This is a genomic window from Achromobacter sp. NPDC058515, assembly GCF_042721735.1.
GTDB lineage: Bacteria > Pseudomonadota > Gammaproteobacteria > Burkholderiales > Burkholderiaceae_B > Achromobacter.
This window is the reverse complement of record NZ_JBHXNI010000020.1, coordinates 75,975-91,738: the sequence shown is the minus strand read 5'-3', so window position 1 is coordinate 91,738 and position 15,764 is coordinate 75,975. Positions and strand designations below refer to the sequence as shown.

The window sequence follows — 15,764 nt, the reverse complement described above, 5'->3', positions numbered from 1 at the left end:
CGGTGTCTGACACCAGCAGAGACGGTCTTCAGCTTGCGCTGCCGCTGCAAGGTGTCAGACACCTCTGCAAGACAAGGTGTCAGACACCTTGGGACCTGGGATGGGGACGCCGCCGCCTGAGCGGCAGGCTGGCGTCTGAACCGGTGTCGGTGTCAGACACCAGCAGGAACCGGTGTCGGTGTCTGACACCAGCAGAGACGGTCTTCAGCTTGCGCTGCCGCTGCAAGGTGTCAGACACCTCTGCAAGACAAGGTGTCAGACACCTTGGGACTTTGGGATGCGCGCCTGCTACCGGAACAGGCTGTCCTGCATGCCGGCGTCCACCAGGCCCTGCAGCAGCTTCTTCACCGGCGCGGGCAGCGCCATCGACGCCAGCTTGTCCGCCGGGACCCAGCGTTCGGGCAGCGCCGGTTCGCGCAGGCTGGCCGCGCGCACGGGCACGAGCCACGGCCGGATGTGCAGCCGGTAGTGCGTGAAAGTATGGGCAAAGGCGGCCAGCTCGAAGCGCTCCTCGGGTTCCAGCCCCAGCGCGCGCGAGGCGCTGTCGGGGTCGCCCGCCACATCGAATTCAGGCAGGCTCCACAGCCCGCCCCAGATGCCGGGTTCGGGCCGCTGCTGCAGCAGGAAAGCGCCCTGGTGGCGCAGCACCAGCATACAGGTCTCGCGTTCGGGAATGGCCTTGCGCACCTTGGGCGTGGGCAGCTCGGCCTGGCGCCCTTCGCGCCTGGCCACGCAGCTTTCGGCCACCGGGCATTCGTCGCAGGCGGGCTTGCCGCGCGTGCACAGCGTGGCGCCCAGGTCCATCAGCCCTTGCGTGTAGGCGGCCATGTCCAGGCCGGACGCGGCCTCGACCTGCGCGTCCGCCAGCGCCCACAGCCGTTGCTCCACGTCCCGCTTGGCGGGATCCCCGGCGATGCCGAAGTGGCGCGTGAACACGCGCTTGACGTTGCCGTCCAGGATGGGCGAGCGCTCGCCATAGGCGAACGCGGCAATGGCGGCGGCGGTGGACCGCCCGATGCCGGGCAGGGTGGCGATGGCTTCGGCCGTGGGCGGAAAGCGCCCGCTCCAGTCGCGCGCGATCTCCTGCGCGCAACGGTGCAGGTTGCGGGCGCGGGCGTAGTAGCCCAGGCCGGCCCAGTACGGCATCACGTCTTCCTGCATGGCGGCGCCCAGCGCGGCCACGTCCGGGAAGCGCTGCAGGAAGCGGTCGTAATAGGGGATGACGGTGGCCACCTGCGTTTGCTGCAGCATGATTTCGGACAGCCAGATCCGATAGGGGTCTCGGGTGTTTTGCCAGGGAAGATCGTGGCGGCCATGCTGGCGTTGCCAGGCGACGATGCGAGGGGCGAAGTCCATGGCGGCAATTATCGCATCGCCCTATTGCCGGGGGTGGGGCAAGCGGTTACAAGTGTAGGCACTAGAAGCGCGATCGCGCCAGGACTTCATTCACGGCCCTTGTTGGCCCGCGTGCGCTCCAATAGGCCGATACGCGTAGCTGGTGGGGGCATCCAGGATCTTGGAGTAGAGACATGAATGCCCCTCTTGCTCCCGCGCTGCGCGCGGCGCTTGAATCCGTCCAGCTCGACGACAAATACACCCTGGAGTCCGGCCGCGCCTGGATGAGCGGCATCCACGCCCTGGTTCGCCTGCCCATGATGCAGCGCGTGCGCGACCTGCGGGCGGGCCTGAACACCGCGGGCTACGTGTCGGGCTACCGGGGGTCTCCGCTGGGCGGCGTCGACCAGAACATGTGGAAGGCCGCCAGGCATCTGAAGGCCCACCACGTCGAGTTCCAGCCGGGCATCAACGAAGACCTGGCCGCCACCGCCGTGTGGGGCTCGCAGCAGGTCAACCTGTTCCCCGGGGCCAGGTACGACGGCGTCTTCGGCATGTGGTACGGCAAGGGGCCCGGCGTGGACCGCTGCGGCGATGTCTTCAAGCACGCCAACGCCGCGGGCACGTCGCGCCATGGGGGCGTGCTGGTGGTGGCGGGGGACGACCACCCAGCCAAGTCCTCGACGCTGCCGCACCAGAGCGACCACATCCTCAAGGCCTGCATGATTCCGGCGCTGTTTCCGTCCAGCGTCCAGGAGGTGCTGGACTACGGCCTGCATGGCTGGGCGATGAGCCGCTATGCGGGCGTGTGGGTCGGCATGAAATGCATCACCGACATCGTCGAGGTGTCGGCCTCGGTGGAGGTGGATCCGCAGCGCGTGCAGATCCTGCTGCCCGAGGATTTCCAGCTTCCCGCGGATGGTTTGAATATCCGGCTGCCCGATACGCCGCTGCAGCAGGAGGCGCGCCTGCTGGACTACAAGCTCTACGCCGCGCTGGCCTACGCGCGCGCCAACAAGCTGAACCGCGAGCTCTGGCAGGTGCCGCAGCGCGACGCGCGCTTTGGCATCATGACGTCGGGCAAGGCCTATCTGGATACGCGCCAGGCGCTGTCCGACCTGGGCCTCTCCGTAGCGGTCTGCCGGCGCATCGGCCTGCGCCTGTTCAAGGTCGGCATGGTGTGGCCGCTGGAATCCACCGGCACGCAGCAATTCGCCGAAGGCCTGGACGAGATCCTGGTTGTCGAGGAAAAGCGCCAGGTGCTGGAGTACCAGCTGAAGGAGGAGCTGTTCAGCTGGATCGGCAGCGGCAAGAAGATTCCGCGCGTGGTGGGCAAGTTCGACGACAAGGACGGCGGCGAGTGGTCGGTCCCGCAGGGCAACTGGCTGCTGCCCGCGCATTACGAGTTTTCGCCCGCCATGGTGGCCAAGGCGATCGCGGCGCGCCTGTTGCGCTTTGAGCTGCCGGACGATGTGCGCGCCGGCATCGAGGCGCGGCTGGAATTCATCCGTGGCCGTGAACAGGTTCTGGCGCGCCCGCGCGTGGTGGAAGAGCGCAAGCCCTGGTTCTGTTCGGGCTGTCCGCACAATACCTCGACCCGCCTGCCGGAAGGCTCGCGCGGCATGGCTGGCATCGGCTGCCACTACATGGTCAGGTGGATGGACCGCGGCACCGATGTCTTCACCCAGATGGGCGGCGAAGGCGTGCCGTGGCTGGGGCAGGCGCCGTTCACCGACGAAAAGCATGTCTTCGCCAACCTGGGCGACGGTACCTACTTCCATTCCGGCCTGCTGGCGATACGCGCGGCCGTGGCCGCCCGGGCGCCCATCACGTACAAGATCCTGTTCAACGACGCCGTCGCGATGACGGGCGGGCAGCCGGTGGACGGCCCCATCAGCGTGCCGATGATCACCCGCCAGATGGCCGCCGAGGGCATCGAGAAGATCGTCGTCGTGACGGACGAGCCCGACAAGTACCTGGACATCAACGACCTGGCGCCGGGCGTGCCGGTGCATCATCGCGACGAGCTGGACGCTGTGATGCGCGAACTGCGCGAACACCCGGCGGTGTCGGTGCTGATCTATGACCAGACCTGCGCCACCGAGAAGCGTCGCCGCCGCAAGAGGAACGCCTATCCCGATCCCGCGCGCCGGGTCCTCATCAACGAGCGCGTGTGCGAAGGCTGCGGGGACTGCTCGGCGAAATCGCATTGCCTGTCGGTCGAGCCGCTGGAGACCGAATTCGGCCGCAAGCGGACGATCAACCAGTCGAGCTGCAACAAGGACTTCTCCTGTCTGAAGGGCTTTTGCCCCAGCTTCGTGACGGTGGAAGGCGGCAAGCTGAAGAAGCCGCAAGCGCGGGCGCCCGAAGACGGCGCCATCGACGAAGACGTGCCCCATCCGCGCGCGCACGGACTGGAACAGCCCTATGGCATCTTCATTGCCGGCGTGGGCGGCACGGGCGTGGTCACCATCGGCCAGCTGCTGGGCATGGCGGCGCACCTGGAGGGCAAGGGCTGTTCGGTGCTGGACATGGCGGGCCTGGCGCAGAAGGGCGGGGCGGTGTATTCGCATGTGGTGCTGGCGAGCACGCCGGACCACCTGATGAACACGCGGGTCGCCATGGGCGAGGCCGACCTGCTGCTGGCCGGCGACCTGGTCGTGGCCACCAGCGCGGAGGCCATGGCGCGCCTGAGCCCCGGGCGCACCCGCGCCCTGCTGAGCACCGGCACCGCGCCGACAGCGGCGTTTGTGAGCAATCCCGACTGGACCCTGCCCGGCGCCAGCCTGACGGCGGACCTGCAGGCCGCCTGCGGCAAGGAAAACCTGGACACGGTGGACGCCGCCGCGCTGGCGGTGTGCCTGCTGGGCGATGCGATCTATTCGAATCCCTTGATGATGGGCTATGCCTACCAGAAGGGATGGATCCCGCTGTCGCGGGAGGCGCTGTTGCGCGCCATCGAGCTGAACGGCCAGCAGGTGCCCGCCAACACCGCCGCCTTCGCCTGGGGCCGCCGCGCCGCGCATGATCCGGCGGATATGGCGCGGCTGCTGGCCAATGGCGGCATGCCGCCCGCGAGGCAGGAAGACATCATCGAGATCAAGCGTCCGCGCGCGGCTAGTCCGGTGGTGGAGCTGAAAAAGCCGTCAGGCGAGCTGGCGCAGGTGGTGGCGGTGCGCAAGGCGTTCCTGACGCAGTACCAGGACGCCGCCTACGCGAAGCAGTACACGGATCTGGTGGACAAGGTGGCGCACGCCGAACGCGAGGCCACGGGGACGAGCCGACTGGCGGTGGCGGTGGCGCGCTATTACTTCAAGCTGATGGCCTACAAGGACGAGTACGAGGTGGCGAGGCTGTATTCGGACGGAGAGTTCATCAAGCGGGTGGGCGAGCAGTTCGAGGGCGACTGGAAACTGCGCTTTCACCTTGCGCCGCCGATGTTTGCGCGGCGGGGCAAGGACGGGCATCTGGTCAAGCGCAGCTATGGGCCGGGGATGCTGCGGGTTTTCCGGGTGTTGGCCAGGATGCGTTTCTTGCGCGGGTCGAGGCTGGATCTGTTCGGGTATACGAAGGAGCGGCGCGCGGAGCGCGAGCTGATCCGCGAGTATCGGGAGACGATGACGGCGATTCTGTCGAAGCTGAATCGGGGGAATCTGGATCGGGCGGTGGCGTTAGCGAGTGTGCCGGAGGAGATTCGGGGGTATGGGCATGTGAAGGAGGCTTCGCTGGTCAGGGCGGAGGCGGCGCGGGAGGAGTTGCTGAAGGCGTTCAGTGCTACGGTGGTTTCTATTGGGGTGCGGGCGGCTTGATGTTGTTTGGAGTTTTGCCGGGTGTGGGTTCTCAAGACGCCTGGCGCGTCGGCGGCCTTTGGGGACTTACGCCGCGTCTTGCGCCGTGATGATGACGCTTCGCGTGTGGGGCGGGAGGTGTAGGCATGCCTGTTGCGGCGTGTTGGCGCATGGCGTAGGTGTCTGACACCCCTGAAATGTCGGCCCAGGCTTGAAGCCCGTCTCCCACGGGTGTCAGACACCGGGGTATGGCGTAGGTGTCTGACACCGGGGGCAAGGTCAGACACCGCAGCAAGACAAGCCGCGGCCTATTTCCCCTTTGACCAACCCTTTGACAGTTCCACGGCTTGCCGCCAGCGCTTCATGCGTGCGTCGCGCACGGATTGGGGCCAGGCGGGCTCGAAGGTGCGTTCGGCTTGCCACTTGGAGGCGAATTCGTCCTGGCTGGACCAGAAGCCTACCGCCAGGCCCGCGAGGCCGGCGGCGCCCAGGGCGGTGGATTCGGGGACGCGGGGGCGCACGACGGGGACGCCCAGGATGTCGGCCTGCATCTGCATCAGCAGGTCGTTGCGGGCGGCGCCGCCGTCCACGCGCAGCTGGGTCAGCGCGATGCCGCTGTCGCCGTTCATGCAGGTGAGCAGTTCGGCGCTTTGCAGGGCGATGGATTCCAGCGTGGCGCGGGCGATGTGGGCGCGGGAGGTGCCGCGCGTCAGGCCCACGAGGGTGCCGCGCGCGTAGGGGTCCCAGTGCGGGGCGCCCAGGCCGGCGAAGGCGGGCACCATGAAGACGTCGTCGGTGTCGGACACGCTGGCGGCCAGGGACTCGATGTCTTCCGAGCGCTGGATGATGCCCAGCCCGTCGCGCAGCCACTGCACGGCGGCGCCCGCCACGAACACGCCGCCTTCCAGCATGTAGGTGGGAGTCCAGCCGCCGTTGCCGGCTTGGGGCAGGCCCCAGCCGACCGTGGACAGCAGGTTGTTTTTGGACTGCACCGGCTTGTCGCCCACGTTCATCAGCATGAAGCAGCCGGTGCCGTAGGTGTTCTTGGCCATGCCGGGCGTGAAGCAGGCCTGGCCGAAGGTGGCGGCCTGCTGGTCGCCCGCCACGCCGGCGATCGGGACGGAGCCGCCCAGCCACTCGGGCAGGGCCTCGCCCACGATGGCGCTGCTGGGCGCGACTTGCGGCAGCACGCTGCGGGGGATCTTGAGCAGCGCCAGGATCTCGTCGTTCCAGTCTTGCGTGTGCAGGTCGAACAGCATGGTGCGGGAGGCGTTGCTGGGGTCGGTGCTGTGCACCGCGCCGCCGGTCAGTTGCCAGACCAGCCAGGTGTCCACCGTGCCGAAGGCCAGTTCGCCGCGGTCGGCCATCTGGCGCGCGCCGGGGACGTGGTCCAGCAGCCAGGAAAGCTTGGTGCCCGAGAAATAGGCGTCCAGCACCAGGCCTGTGCGCGCCTGCAGGAAGTCGGCGTGGCCGTCCTGGCGCAGCTGGTCGCACAGCGGCGCGGTGCGGCGGTCCTGCCAGACGATGGCGCGGGCCAGGGGGCGGCCGGTGGCGCGTTCCCAGATGAGAGTGGTTTCGCGCTGGTTGGTGATGCCGATGGCGGCCAGGTCGGCGGCGGTGGCGCCGGCATTGCGCAGCGCTTCGCGCGCCACGTCCAGCTGGCTGTGCCAGATCTCGCCGGCGTCGTGCTCGACCCAGCCCGGGCGGGGGTAGTGCTGGCGGAATTCACGCTGGCCGACGCCGCGCACCACGCCTTCGCGGTCGAATACGATGGCCCGGGAGCTGGTCGTGCCCTGGTCCAGGGCTAGGACAAATTCATTCGTCGTCACTGTTCTTGGCGCCGTTCAGGTGTGCCCCGGCCAGAGGGTCGAGGCGTCTAAAGGAGAAGGTCGAGGCCATGCACAGCAGGCCGACGACGATGAAGCCCGCGATGACGTCGCTGACCGCCAGCGTCTCGGCGCCGCGCATGGCCATGCTGACATTCAGCGTAACCGCGGCCACGCCCACGCCCAGGCTGATGCCCAGTTGCTGCGCCATGGCGGCGAAGCTGCTGGCGCGGCTCATCTTGGACGGGGGGATGTCGGCATAGGTTAGCGTATTTACCCCCGTGAACTGCAAGGAGCGGAAAAAGCCGCCGACCAGCAGGATCGCGATCATCAGCCACACCGGCGTGGCCGGGGTGAAGGTGCCGCAGACGGCGATGAACACGCCGGTCAGCAGCGCGTTCAGGGTCAGCACGCGGCGAAAGCCGAAGCGCTTCACGATGGGGGTGGCCACGAATTTCATCAGCAGCGCGCCGGCGGCGCTGGCGAATGTGATCAGGCCCGCCGAGAACGGCGACAGGCCGAAGCCCACTTGCAGCAGCATGGCCAGCAGGAAGGGCGTGGCGCCCACGGCGAAGCGGCACAGGTTGCCGCCCAGCGTCGAGATCGCGAACGTGGGGATGCGCATCAGGGACAGGTCGATGATGGGATGTTCCACGCGGCGGGCGTGCCAGCCGTAGAGCAGGCCGCAGGCGGCGCCCACGGCGATCATGCCCAGCAGCAGCGGCGCCGGCATCACGTCGCGGCCGATGGCCTCGAAGCCGCTGACCAGGGCGGCCAGGCAGACGGCGCTGAGCAGGAATCCCACCCAGTCCAGGCGCGGGGCGGCAACTTCGCGGATCTCCTCCACATAGCGCAGCACCAGGAAGATGCCCAGGAAGCCGATGGGGATGTTGATCAGGAAGATCCAGTGCCACGACATGTAGGTGACCATGAAGCCGCCCAGCGGCGGGCCGATCACCGGCCCCAGCAGCGCCGGGATCGAGAGAAACGACATGGCCTTCAGCAGATCCTGCTTGGGCACGGTGCGCAGCAGGATGATCCGCCCCACGGGCACCATCATTGCGCCGGCCATCCCCTGGACGATCCGGGACGCCACCAGCTGGGGCAGGTCCTGGGACAGGGCGCAGGCCACCGAGCTGAGGGTGAACAGCCCGATCGCGGCCACGAACACCCGCCGCGCGCCGTAGCGGTCGGCCGCCCAGCCGCTGATCGGCACGAAAACGGCCACGGCCAACAGGTAGGAGGTAATGGCCACATTCAGCCGCACGGGGGTGGATCCCAGCGCCCGGGCCATGGCCGGCAGGGCGGTGGCCACGACGGTGGCGTCCAGCATTTGCATGAACAGCGCACAGCCCACGATAAAGGGAATCATGCGTGCCGCGCGCAGCGCGTCCGGGGTTGAGGGCGGAGCGGGATTGGCTGCGGCTGCGGATTCTGCGGACATGGGGGAGGGGGGCGTTGGGTGCCTGACGATTGTAACGCCGGGGGGAGGGCCGCCGTGAAGTAAACTCCGGAGATCCGAAACCCATTGAAATTGGTGCCATGGCGACCAACTACGAATCCGAGATCACCCTTTTCCTGAAAGACTACAAGCAGTCGCACCCTGGCACCGAAGAGCGCCAGCGCGAGGGCCGCGCCCGTCTTTGGGACAAACAGCAGGACTCGGAGCTGCTGGAAGGCTTCCGCGCGGCCCGCGTGCCGCAAAAGCCGTACGTGTATCAGGCAGACTGATACCCTTGCGGCAAACATGGTCCAGAACTCTTCCGTGCCGGGCGACGCCCTGGCCGCGCTAGTGGAACCGTCCGTCGACAGCACCCCCGATATCGTCGACAGCGTGGCGTTCGCGCGCCTCTACGGCGAGCCGCTGTTCCAGATGCCGACGGACCTGTACATTCCGCCGGACGCGCTGGAGATCTTCCTCGAAGCGTTCGAAGGGCCGCTGGACCTGCTGCTCTACCTGATCCGCAAGCAGAACTTCAACGTTCTGGACATCCCCATGGCGGATGTCACGCGGCAGTACCTGTCGTATGTGGACCAGATCCGCATCACCAATCTTGAGCTGGCCGCCGAGTACCTGCTGATGGCGGCCATGCTGATCGAGATCAAGTCGCGCATGCTGCTGCCGGTCAAGAAGACCGACACTGGCGAAGAGCCCGAGGATCCCCGCGCCGAACTGGTTCGCCGCCTGCTCGAGTACGAGCAGATGAAGCTGGCCGCCCAGAAGCTGGACGCGATGCCGCAGCTGGGCCGCGATTTCGTCAGCAGCCAGGCGGTTGCCGACCTGAGCGTCGAGCGCGCGCTGCCCGAAGTCAACGTGGACGACCTGCGCGCCGCCTGGGCCGACATCATGAAGCGGGCCAAGCTGAACCAGCACCATCACATCACGCGCGAACAGTTGTCCGTGCGCGATCACATGACGCATATCCTGCGGCGCCTGAACGATGTGCGCTTCATGGAATTCGGCGACCTGTTCATGGAGCGCGTCCGCGAGGGCGCGCCCGCGGCCGTCGTCGTCGTGCATTTCATCGCCATGCTGGAACTGGCCCGCGAATCGCTGCTGGAGATCACGCAGGCGGAGCCCTATGCTCCCATCTACGTGCGCCTGGCTTACACCAGCGTCGCGGCGGTCGCGGCCTGATCCTGACCGGGCTGCCCCCTACCCCCGGAGAGTCCCTTGAAAGTCGTACACACCATCCAGGAATTGCGCGATCACCTGCGCGGACAGAATCGCGTGTCCTTCGTGCCCACCATGGGCAACCTGCACGAAGGCCACCTTTCCCTGATGAAGCTGGCCCGCCAGCACGGGGATCCCGTGGTGGCCAGCATCTTCGTGAACCGCCTGCAGTTCGGTCCGAACGAGGACTTCGACCAATACCCCCGCACGCTGGCCGCAGACATCGAGAAGCTGGAGCAGGCGCGCGACGTTTACGTGCTGTTTGCGCCCAATGAGCGCGAGATGTACCCCGAACCGCAGAACTACCGGGTGCAGCCGCCGGACGACCTGGGCGACATCCTGGAAGGCGAATTCCGCCCGGGCTTTTTCGAAGGCGTCAGCACCGTGGTGCTGAAGCTGTTTTCCTGCGTGCAGCCGCGCGTGGCCGTGTTCGGCAAGAAGGACTACCAGCAGTTGATGGTGGTGCGCAACATGTGCCGCCAGTTCCAGCTGCCCGTGGAAGTGCTGGCGCACGAGACCGTGCGCGCCGACGACGGCCTGGCGCTGTCCTCGCGCAACCGCTACCTGAGCGATGCGGAGCGCGCCGAGGCGCCGGCCCTGTACGCCGAGCTGCAGAACATCGGCCGCCGACTGGCGCAGGGCGAACGCGACGCCGCCGCCCTGGAGCACGACGCCGTCCAGCAACTGACCCAGCGCGGGTGGACGGTGGACTATGTGGCCTTGCGCCGCCAGCGCGACCTGAAGCGCCCCGAGGCCGCCGACCTGCAGGCCGGCGAACCGCTGGTGGCGCTGGCGGCCGCCAAGCTGGGCGCCACCCGCCTGATCGACAACCTGGAACTGGCCTACGCGGCCTGATCCCGCGGCGCGGCATAGGGGGGCGTTTACGTCCACCCCTGACAGAATTGCCAGCTTACGCCGCGCATGGCGGCCGGGCAGACTTACTGCAATCCTATATTGCAAGCGAGCTGCCCATGCAATCTCCCCGTCCCGACCTGAATGCCGTCCTGTCGTCCCTCACCGCCCGTGAACGGCAGATCGTCGACTATGTGGCTGCCGGCCGGCCCAACAAGGTCATCGCCATCGACCTGGGCATCTCCTTGCGCACGGTCGAGGCCCACCGCGCCCGCATCTTCGCCAAGCTGGACGCCCGCAACGCCATGCAGCTCGCGTGCCGGCTGTGCACGCATGGGCGTTCCGGCGCATCGCCCATCCTCGGGGCCTTGAAAGACGGCGCCGGCGCATCCCCGCCGAATCGGCCTGGCTCCCCGGCTTACATGCTGCATGAGCCCGCGCCGGCCTTCGCCCCAAGCCAGGCGCCGCAGGGGGCGCCGGATCCCGACGCCTGGCCCGGAGTCCGCCCCAAATGAAACCGGGCCTGGCGAACACGCGGTTCGTCAGGCCCGGGGGCTTCACGTCTGGCCGGCGGCGGTCAGCCGCCGCGGGCAAGGTTCAAGGGCACTTGGGCGCGCCGGCCTTGGCCAGCTCGTCGATCGGGTCCAGATCCGGCTGGCGGGTCAGGTTGTAGTTCAGGTTGGGCGTCTGGCCGCCGATGGAGCGCACGCGCAGCACATTGTTGGCGGCCACCAGGAATTCGACGCGGACATTGCCCTGGCCGTCCATCAGGATGACGCGCGGCGGACGCTCGTCGGTAGCGTCCCAGCAGCCTTGCTCGGCAACCGGGGGACCCTTCTTGGGATCGTCGTCCAGGTAGGCCGTGCGGCCGCGCCAACGGCCATTGGGCGCCAGGGTCAGCGTTACGCGCTGCGCCGTGCATTGCATGGCGGGCGAGAAGCACGGCAGGGTGCCCATATAGGTTTGCGGCTGCGGCACCAGGCTTTGCGAGGCGGCATTGGGCGCGGGCGCGGCGGCGGGCGCGGCGGCCGCCGAACTGCTGGCAGAGCCGCTGGGGACGCCTTCCGGTACGGCCTGGCCGTCCTCGGTGGTCTGGCCGGCGGGGTTGGCTTGGTTGGCCTGGTTCTGCTGCTTGCGGGCGTCGGGCTTGAGGGCGATCTGCACTTGCGACGGCGCGCGGATGACGCTGCGGTAGCCGGCGCCGGACCCCTGGTACTGGGCATCGGTTACCGTGCTTTCAACCGGGGGATCGTAATAGCCTTCTGTTTTCTGCTGTGCGCAGCCTGCGGCGCCTATCGCGGTGCCCGCTAGCAGCACCCCCATGATGCTGAATTTGCGGGAGCGGGTAACGATGTCGAAGCGCGCGGCCATGGCAGCTTATCCGTGAATTGAGTCTGTCTCCGATTTTACGCACTTATGCGAAGATTCGATACGTTCCCTTAGCCGCTCTTGGGTATAGCCAGCACTTTATGCACAAATTACGACATAGCCGCGCGCGGGCCGTCCCTTCCTGCGGCCTCGCCCGCGGGGCGGATACCGCCCTGTCCGCGCGCCGCAAGGATGATTGACGGCGATGTGGCGTGTCTTTGATTTACCCCTGGGCGTCTTCATCGGCATGGCCGCGCTGGCTGGTCTCTTCGCCGGCAACTGGCTGACGGTGCTGACTCACCGCCTGCCGCGCATGATGGAACGCGAATGGCAGGCGCAGTGCCTCGATGCCGTGGGCAAGGCGCGGCCCGCCGGCGGCTATGGCCTGCTGTCGCCGGCCTCGCATTGCCCCGCCTGCAATGCCCCGGTGACACGGCTGGGCCGGTTCCCCGTGCTGGGCTGGCTGTGGCTGCGGGGGCGCTGCGCCGCCTGCCAGGCCCCGATAGGCTGGCGCTACCCCGCCATTGAATTGCTGACATGCGCGCTGTTTGCCGCCTGTGCCTGGCGCTTCGGCCCCACGCCCGTCGCCCTGGCCGCCATGGGCCTGTCCGCCATGCTGGTGGCGCTGGCCTGGATCGACTTCGAATCGACGCTGTTGCCCGATGTCCTGACCCAACCGCTGGTGTGGGCGGGCCTGCTGGTGAACATGTTCGACGCTTTCACCAGCCTGCAGATGGCGGTGGCGGGCGCGGTGGCGGGCTATGTCTTCCTGTGGGTTATCTTTCATGTGTTCCGCCTGCTGACCGGACGCGAAGGCATGGGCCACGGCGACTTCAAGCTGCTGGCGGCGCTGGGCGCGTGGTTCGGCGTCGGGGCCTTGCCCACATTGCTGCTCGGCGCTTCGCTGGTGGGCGTGCTGATCGGCGGCGCGCTGACGCTCAGCGGACGCGCCAGCCGGGGGCAGCCCTTGCCCTTCGGGCCCTATCTGGCGCTGGCGGGCCTGGTCATGCTGCTGCTGGGCGGCGAGCAGGGCTTATTGCACTTCATGCGCTAGGCAAGAAAGGATGGGCGGTATGTTCAAGATTGGTCTGACGGGCGGTATCGGTTCCGGCAAGTCGCGCGTGGCGGACATGCTGGCGGAATGGGGCGCGACCCTGGTCGACACCGACGAGATCGCGCGCTCGCTGACCGCCGCGCGGGGCGCCGCCATGCCGGCGATCGAGCGCGAATTCGGCCCAAGCGCGCTGACGCCCGAAGGCGCGCTGAACCGCGAATGGATGCGCGAGCAGGCGTTCGCCGATCCGCAGGTGCGCTTGCGGCTGGAAGCGGTGCTGCATCCCGTCATCGGCCAGGAAACCGAGCGCCAGGCAGCCGCGGCCAAGGGATCGTATCTGGTCTTCGTGGTGCCCCTGCTGGTGGAGTCCCTGGCGCGCTGGCGCTCGCGCGTGGACCGCATCTGCGTGGTCGATTGCGACCCCGAAACGCAGGTGGCCCGCGTGCAGCAGCGCAGCGGGCTGACGGAGCCCGCCATCCGGCGTATCATGGCGGCACAGGCTGCGCGGGCCAGCCGGCTGGAGGTTGCGGACGACGTCATCATCAACGACGGCGCAACATCGCCGGAACAGTTGCGCGCGCAGGCGTTGACCCTGCATGACCGCTGGCTGGCGCTGGCGACCACAACGGGCCGGTAAGCCAGCGGGTGGTCCGGCACCCCGAACACTCTTGGCCTTGCGGCCAACCACTGATAGGGCCTGTAAAAAAGCGTGATCGTTTACGAATATCCCTTCAATGAGCGCATCCGCGCTTATCTGCGGCTGGAATACCTGTTCGACAGGCTGTTCTTCTTTGCTCGCGAGGGAGACTCACGCCAGCATCAGGTGGCCGTCACATCGCTGTTCGATCTGCTCGACGCGTGCGAACGCACCGACGTGAAAGGCGCGGTCCTGCAAGACCTGGAACGCCAGCGCATGGCGCTGGTCGGATTGCGCGACCACCCCGGCGTGGCGCAGGACGCGCTGGAGGGCATGCTGCGCGAAATGGAAAAGGTGGCCAGCGCGCTGGCCGCGCCCGGCAAGACCGGCCAGTCCCTGCGCGAAAACGAATGGCTGACCAGCCTGCGCGGCCGCCTGTCGGTGCCGGGCAGCGCCACGCAGGTGGACATGCCGTCCTACTATGCCTGGCAGAACAAGTCCGAGGCCGCCCGCTGCGCGGACCTGCAAGCCTGGGTTGCCCCCTTCATCCCCCTTTACGACGGCCTGACCCTGGCGCTGCGCCTGCTGCGCGAATCCGGCCGCAAGACCGATATCGTCGCCGAGCAGGGCGCCTACCAGCAGATGCTGGGCGGCAAGCAGTTCCAGTTGCTGCGCGTGTGGCTGGATCCCACCCAGGGGGCGTTTCCCGAGATCAGCGCCAATAAGTACATGATCTGGATACGCTTTTCCACCCAGGACGGCGAATTCAAGCCCCAGCAGGTGTCGCGCGACGTTCCCTTCCAGATGACGCTTTGCAGCTCATAGGCTAAGTTACGGCCGGTGTCGCCGGCCCGATTCCTGTTGCGGGTAGTTTCAGCTTGACGGGGCGGGGGGCGAAACCGGGACGGTCTAGTAGACAATACGGCTTTCTCCGTGTGTGCCGGAACCGTTTCCATGCCCGATAGCCGTCCTGTTTCCCCGCCCTCCCGCTGGAGCCGCCGCCGTGTCGTCGGACTGGCGGTGCTGTTGCTCGTCGTGGCGGGCGTTGCCTGGCTGGCGTTGCGGCCCTCGTCCAAGCCGGGCGGCCCTGGCGGGCGGCCCGGCGCCCGGCCCTCCATGGCCGCGGCCATGGCGAACATGCCCGTCCCGGTGCGGGTCGCCACGGCCACGCAGCAGGACATCGATATCTTCCTCAGGTCGCTCGGCACCGTCACCGCCTACAACACGGTCACGGTGAGAAGCCGCGTCAGCGGAGAACTCGTCGAAGTGGCCTTCCAGGAAGGCCAGCAGGTCAAGGCCGGCGACCTGCTGGCGCAGGTGGACCCGCGCGCCTACCAGGTGGCCCTGGACCAGGCGCGCGGCACGCAGATGCAGAACCTGGCGCAGCTGGAAAACGCCCGCCGCGACCTGCAGCGCTACCAGGCCCTGTTCAAGCAGGATTCGATCGCCAAGCAGCAGGTCGACACGCAGGCCGCGCTGGTGCGCCAGTACGAGGGCACGGTCAAGAGCGACCAGGCCAATGTCGACAACGCCAAGCTGCAGCTGGACTACGCCCGCATCACGGCGCCGATCAGCGGCCGCCTGGGCCTGCGCCAGGTCGACCGCGGCAACCTGGTGTCCAGCGCGGACGTCAATGGCCTGGTGGTGATCACCCAGACCCAGCCCATCGCCGTGGTCTTCACGCTGCCCGAGACGCAGCTGCCCGAAGTGCGGGCCGAAATCGCCGCCGGCAAGACGCTGACCGTCGAAGCCTATGACCGGGCCGACACCCGCCGCATCGCCACGGGCAAACTGGAAACGCTGGACAACCAGATCGACGTCACGACCGGCACGCTCAAACTGAAGGCCAGGTTCGACAACACCGACGATGCGCTCTTTCCGAACCAGTTCGTCAACGTCCGGCTGCACGTGCTGACGCGCAGGGACGTCACCGCCATTCCCACGGCGGCGATCCAGCAGGGCTCGGCCGGCGCCTTCGTGTTCCTGGTGCAGCCCGACGACACGATCGCGGTGCGCCAGGTGAAGCTGGGCGCCATCAACGGCGGCGTGGTGGCCGTCAACGAAGGCCTGCAGCCCGGCGACCGCGTCGTCACCGAAGGCACCGACCGCCTGCGCGCGGGCGCCAAGGTTGAAATCGTGGGGGGCGCGGAAGTGATTCCCGCCGCGCGCGACAAGAGCCTGGGCGCGGGCGCGGCGGCCGGCACCACGCCGCCCTCGAAGTAGGCGGAGA

Annotated in this window: 13 protein-coding genes; 9 read left to right on the top strand and 4 right to left on the bottom strand. The window is 67.8% G+C overall.

The window, feature by feature from the left end; genetic code table 11:
• Nucleotides 1-288: 288 nt before the first annotated feature.
• Nucleotides 289-1,356, bottom strand: coding sequence for an A/G-specific adenine glycosylase (gene mutY, locus ACFWP0_RS26860; RefSeq protein WP_377847406.1), 1,068 nt, complete (start codon nucleotides 1,354-1,356; stop codon nucleotides 289-291).
• Between the two features lie 173 nt (nucleotides 1,357-1,529).
• Between mutY and ACFWP0_RS26855 the strand changes: the two genes are divergently transcribed.
• Nucleotides 1,530-5,144, top strand: coding sequence for an indolepyruvate ferredoxin oxidoreductase family protein (locus ACFWP0_RS26855; protein ID WP_377847404.1), 3,615 nt, complete (start codon nucleotides 1,530-1,532; stop codon nucleotides 5,142-5,144).
• Between the two features lie 287 nt (nucleotides 5,145-5,431).
• On the opposite strand, the gene glpK is transcribed toward ACFWP0_RS26855, so the two are convergent.
• The gene (glpK, locus tag ACFWP0_RS26850) at nucleotides 5,432-6,952 is read right to left on the bottom strand and encodes a glycerol kinase GlpK (RefSeq protein WP_377847402.1); all 1,521 of its coding nucleotides are present in this window, start codon (nucleotides 6,950-6,952) and stop codon (nucleotides 5,432-5,434) included.
• Nucleotides 6,939-8,393: a DHA2 family efflux MFS transporter permease subunit gene (locus ACFWP0_RS26845; RefSeq protein WP_377847401.1), complete on the bottom strand. Its 1,455-nt coding sequence runs from the start codon at nucleotides 8,391-8,393 to the stop codon at nucleotides 6,939-6,941. The genes glpK and ACFWP0_RS26845 overlap by 14 nt, the downstream gene beginning before the upstream one ends.
• A gap of 98 nt (nucleotides 8,394-8,491) precedes the next feature.
• Between ACFWP0_RS26845 and ACFWP0_RS26840 the strand changes: the two genes are divergently transcribed.
• The 4 genes from ACFWP0_RS26840 (at nucleotide 8,492) to ACFWP0_RS26825 (ending at nucleotide 10,990) form a co-directional block, all read left to right on the top strand.
• Nucleotides 8,492-8,680, top strand: coding sequence for a DUF3460 family protein (locus tag ACFWP0_RS26840; RefSeq protein WP_377847399.1), 189 nt, complete (start codon nucleotides 8,492-8,494; stop codon nucleotides 8,678-8,680).
• A 16-nt stretch (nucleotides 8,681-8,696) separates the two neighbouring features.
• A complete protein-coding gene (locus tag ACFWP0_RS26835) occupies nucleotides 8,697-9,587 on the top strand; it encodes a segregation and condensation protein A (RefSeq protein ID WP_377847397.1) in 891 nt (296 codons plus the stop codon).
• Between the two features lie 36 nt (nucleotides 9,588-9,623).
• Nucleotides 9,624-10,478, top strand: a complete 855-nt coding sequence (gene panC / locus ACFWP0_RS26830; protein ID WP_377847395.1) for a pantoate--beta-alanine ligase — start codon at nucleotides 9,624-9,626, stop codon at nucleotides 10,476-10,478.
• Between the two features lie 116 nt (nucleotides 10,479-10,594).
• Nucleotides 10,595-10,990 carry a LuxR C-terminal-related transcriptional regulator gene (locus ACFWP0_RS26825; protein WP_377847393.1) on the top strand — a complete coding sequence of 132 codons (396 nt, stop codon included), beginning with the start codon at nucleotides 10,595-10,597 and terminating at the stop codon, nucleotides 10,988-10,990.
• An 82-nt stretch (nucleotides 10,991-11,072) separates the two neighbouring features.
• Here ACFWP0_RS26825 and ACFWP0_RS26820 read toward each other — a convergent pair whose 3' ends face one another.
• A complete protein-coding gene (locus ACFWP0_RS26820) occupies nucleotides 11,073-11,846 on the bottom strand; it encodes a hypothetical protein (protein WP_377847391.1) in 774 nt (257 codons plus the stop codon).
• A gap of 202 nt (nucleotides 11,847-12,048) precedes the next feature.
• Here ACFWP0_RS26820 and ACFWP0_RS26815 point away from each other — a divergent pair, with 202 nt between their 5' ends.
• The 4 genes from ACFWP0_RS26815 to ACFWP0_RS26800 all read left to right on the top strand — a co-directional run bounded on the left by ACFWP0_RS26815 (nucleotide 12,049) and on the right by ACFWP0_RS26800 (nucleotide 15,757).
• On the top strand, nucleotides 12,049-12,897 hold the full coding sequence (locus ACFWP0_RS26815; RefSeq protein WP_377847390.1) for a prepilin peptidase: 849 nt from the start codon (nucleotides 12,049-12,051) through the stop codon (nucleotides 12,895-12,897).
• A gap of 19 nt (nucleotides 12,898-12,916) precedes the next feature.
• The gene (gene coaE, locus ACFWP0_RS26810) at nucleotides 12,917-13,534 is read left to right on the top strand and encodes a dephospho-CoA kinase (RefSeq protein WP_377847388.1); all 618 of its coding nucleotides are present in this window, start codon (nucleotides 12,917-12,919) and stop codon (nucleotides 13,532-13,534) included.
• A gap of 72 nt (nucleotides 13,535-13,606) precedes the next feature.
• Complete coding sequence (gene zapD, locus ACFWP0_RS26805) at nucleotides 13,607-14,359, top strand: cell division protein ZapD (RefSeq protein ID WP_377847386.1); 753 nt, start codon at nucleotides 13,607-13,609, stop codon at nucleotides 14,357-14,359.
• Between the two features lie 129 nt (nucleotides 14,360-14,488).
• Nucleotides 14,489-15,757, top strand: coding sequence for an MdtA/MuxA family multidrug efflux RND transporter periplasmic adaptor subunit (locus tag ACFWP0_RS26800; protein WP_377847384.1), 1,269 nt, complete (start codon nucleotides 14,489-14,491; stop codon nucleotides 15,755-15,757).
• Nucleotides 15,758-15,764 lie beyond the last annotated feature (7 nt).

What these genes read in the sequence shown, in the direction of transcription:
- ACFWP0_RS26800 (WP_377847384.1), top strand. Translation starts at nt 14,489, where the DNA reads ATGCCCGATAGCCGTCCTGTTTCCCCGCCCTCCCGCTGGAGCCGCCGC.
- ACFWP0_RS26855 (WP_377847404.1), top strand. Translation starts at nt 1,530, where the DNA reads ATGAATGCCCCTCTTGCTCCCGCGCTGCGCGCGGCGCTTGAATCCGTC.
- ACFWP0_RS26820 (WP_377847391.1), bottom strand. Translation starts at nt 11,846, where the DNA reads ATGGCCGCGCGCTTCGACATCGTTACCCGCTCCCGCAAATTCAGCATC.
- ACFWP0_RS26845 (WP_377847401.1), bottom strand. Translation starts at nt 8,393, where the DNA reads ATGTCCGCAGAATCCGCAGCCGCAGCCAATCCCGCTCCGCCCTCAACC.
- ACFWP0_RS26825 (WP_377847393.1), top strand. Translation starts at nt 10,595, where the DNA reads ATGCAATCTCCCCGTCCCGACCTGAATGCCGTCCTGTCGTCCCTCACC.
- ACFWP0_RS26835 (WP_377847397.1), top strand. Translation starts at nt 8,697, where the DNA reads ATGGTCCAGAACTCTTCCGTGCCGGGCGACGCCCTGGCCGCGCTAGTG.
- ACFWP0_RS26840 (WP_377847399.1), top strand. Translation starts at nt 8,492, where the DNA reads ATGGCGACCAACTACGAATCCGAGATCACCCTTTTCCTGAAAGACTAC.
- mutY (WP_377847406.1), bottom strand. Translation starts at nt 1,356, where the DNA reads ATGGACTTCGCCCCTCGCATCGTCGCCTGGCAACGCCAGCATGGCCGC.
- coaE (WP_377847388.1), top strand. Translation starts at nt 12,917, where the DNA reads ATGTTCAAGATTGGTCTGACGGGCGGTATCGGTTCCGGCAAGTCGCGC.
- ACFWP0_RS26815 (WP_377847390.1), top strand. Translation starts at nt 12,049, where the DNA reads ATGTGGCGTGTCTTTGATTTACCCCTGGGCGTCTTCATCGGCATGGCC.